This is a genomic window from Sulfuricurvum sp. (assembly GCF_028688295.1).
Lineage (GTDB): Bacteria > Campylobacterota > Campylobacteria > Campylobacterales > Sulfurimonadaceae > Sulfuricurvum.
Genome location: NZ_JAQTYM010000131.1, coordinates 1 through 2,840, shown reverse-complemented (window position 1 = coordinate 2,840; position 2,840 = coordinate 1). Strand labels below are relative to the sequence as shown.

Sequence of the window (2,840 nt, the reverse complement as noted above, 5' to 3'; positions counted from 1 at the left end):
ATGCCTCGGCGCAAAGTGCTTCGGCTCAACTGGAAAGTGGACACGAAAATATAAAATTGCTCACACTGGATGTAGAAAAATCAGGGGCAGCAGCGGCAGCTCAACGGCTTAAAATCGATGATTTGTCGCTTCGCTCACCTTTCGATGCGAAAGTCATCTCCAAAAATGGAGAAGTAGGAAGCACCATCAGCGCCGGTTCCATCGTATTTCGTTTGGTGAATCCTAAAACCTACTGGGTGAAACTTTACGTCGATGAACGTCAAAGCAGAAAAGTAAAAGTTGCCCAAAGTGCAACCATAACACTACGCTCCTATCCTGATCAAACATTTGAAGCACACGTGGCTCGAATCGGAAGTGAAAGCGACCGTGTTACCGAAGAGCGGATTGTGTATCTCGCATTCAAACAACTTCCAGCAGAACTTTATTTAGGTGAACAGGCTGAAGCGTATATTCACATCAGCGATTCTCTCGGAGATAAGCGATGATTAACCTCGCACAGAGGGATATCGCCCATTCGTTGGGAAAATTCATTACGACCGCATTCGGAGTGGGGATGCTGATTGGGGTGGTATTGATCATGATTGGTGTTTATCGTGGGATGGCTCATGATGCGATGATCGTACCAAACGACATTGCCCCTGATGTATGGGTGGTGCAGAAAGACACATGGGGCCCTTTCGCTGAAAGCTCACGTTTGCATGAAGATCTCAAATATTCGCTTAAAACGCTCGCTGGGGTAAAAGAGGTTCATCCTTTAACGTTTCAAAGCATTCAAATCACCGCCAAAGAGAAGCCGATTCGTCTTTACGCGCTAGGATATGATGTCTTAAGTGGATTTACACCCTTTCACCTCTCCAAAGGGAGGAAAATACGGATACCAACACAAGAGATTATCGTCGATTCAAAATCAGGATTTAAACTCGGAGATAAGATTGCTCTGGGACGAGATGAATATACCGTGGTTGGCCTCACACACAAAGCGGTCTCTTCCGGAGGGGATCCGATGCTCTATCTCGATCTCAAAGGGGCACAAGAGTTACAATTTCTTTTTAGCAATGACCAAATCCGAAACGATCGACACAGAGGGGTTCAGAGCACTTCCCCAACAACGGTTAATACCTTCGCACTGAAACTTCACACAGGGGTAGAGATTCAGCAGGTTGTTCAAGAGATCAAACGATGGAAACATCAACAGGCTTTTACCCAAGAAGAGCAAGCCGAAATTTTGACAAAAAATTTGATCGAACGTTCCGCAAAGCAAATCGGACTCTTTACTGTCATTTTACTCATCGTTTCTTCGGTCATTATCTCTTTGATTATCTACACAATGACGATTAACAAAATCAAGGAGATTGCGATTTTGAAACTTATCGGTGCTTCCAACTTCACCATTACGAAGATGATAGGGCAGCAGTCGGTACTGTTAGGACTAATCGCCTTTATTGCAGGAAATATTTTTGCCCATGCCAGTGCCGATATTTTCCCCAAAACGATTATTCTCGTAGCGCAAGATGCAATGAAACTGTTTGTTGTGGTTATGATTGTCAGTATTTTGGCATCTATTTCAGGGATTCGAACTGCTTTGCGGGTTGATCCTTCCAGCGCGATAGGGGGCTAAATGAAGCACAGTGTCATTAAATGTGAAGGTATCGAAAAAACCTACGGGAGTGGAGACAGTGCTGTCGAGGCAATCAAAAAAGCAGATTTTGAAATCTACTCAGGAGAAACGGTAGCTCTGTTAGGACCCAGCGGATCAGGAAAAACAACACTGATTACGATGATCGGTTGTATAACAGAACCCAGTGGGGGGAAGTTGACACTTAGCGGTGAATGCGTTTACGATAGCGGGTGGACGATACCCGATACGAGGAAAATTCGACGTGAAAAAATAGGGTTTATTTTTCAAGCACACAATCTTATACCGTTTTTGAATGTCCGCGAAAACGTCACTCTGGTTCCGCAGATGAACGGCGTAGGGGTGAGTGAAGCTAATACGAAAGCAGCCGAATTACTCGACTATCTCGGAGTAGGGGATAAGATCGAAAAAATGCCCTCAGAGCTCTCCGGAGGGCAGAGTCAGAGGGTGGCAATCGCACGCTCATTAGCGAATAATCCTCGCATCATCCTCGCGGATGAGCCCACAGCCGCACTTGATTCGCAGCGGGCTTTGTCAGTGATGGAGTTGCTTCGTTCATTGGCACATGAACATGATGTCGCAATTATCGTCGTTACCCATGATGAACGGATGCTACCTCTTTTTGATCGAATTTTGCGGGTGGAAGATGGAGTGGTTAAAGAAAGTGTCAGCGATTAGATGAGAAAGCTCCATGGATTTGATATTCTGATGGAGTATCGATTATTCAAGTTTTCTCCCATAAATAAGTGTTTTTCCATAACGTAAACTCCATATTAAAAATAGCACTATCCACGCAGAGGCCGCTGCATCAAAAAGCCATCCATGAGATACTCCAAGTGCGGTATCGACAGAGAGGGCAAAACGTGAAAGTACGATGATTTGTGTCCACCAAAAAAGTTCATTTAATTAATTTGTATCCATTATAAAAAATAGACTTTATTTCTACCGCTCTTTTTAGCTTCATACAGTGCGGCATCGACCCTTGAAACAATACTGTTTGGTTTATCTTCCGGATGATAAATGGTTGCACCAAAACTTGCTGTTTTGTGCTTTACAATAGAAAATTGATATAGCTCGATTGTTTTTCGTAATTTTTCAGCAAAAACAACAATTGATTTTTCATCTGTATCTTCGACAATGATGAGAAATTCTTCCCCTCCCCATCTTCCGACAACATCGCACTCTCTAGAATATCGGGTTAATA

At 43.7% G+C, this 2,840-nt stretch carries 4 protein-coding genes; 3 read left to right on the top strand and 1 reads right to left on the bottom strand.

What is annotated here, in order from left to right; translation table 11 throughout:
* The 3 genes from PHR02_RS13520 to PHR02_RS13510 all read left to right on the top strand — a co-directional run.
* The coding region (locus tag PHR02_RS13520; protein WP_299992825.1) for an HlyD family secretion protein at positions 1–485 on the top strand (485 nt) is incomplete at its 5' end.
* Positions 482–1,618 carry an ABC transporter permease gene (locus PHR02_RS13515; protein WP_299992823.1) on the top strand — a complete coding sequence of 379 codons (1,137 nt, stop codon included), beginning with the start codon at positions 482–484 and terminating at the stop codon, positions 1,616–1,618. The genes PHR02_RS13520 and PHR02_RS13515, both read left to right, overlap by 4 nt.
* Positions 1,619–2,314: an ABC transporter ATP-binding protein gene (locus PHR02_RS13510; protein WP_299992820.1), complete on the top strand. Its 696-nt coding sequence runs from the start codon at positions 1,619–1,621 to the stop codon at positions 2,312–2,314.
* A 242-nt stretch (positions 2,315–2,556) separates the two neighbouring features.
* Here PHR02_RS13510 and PHR02_RS13505 read toward each other — a convergent pair.
* Positions 2,557–2,840, bottom strand: a 284-nt coding sequence (locus PHR02_RS13505) for a GGDEF domain-containing protein (protein ID WP_299992819.1), incomplete at its 5' end; no start/stop codon positions are given.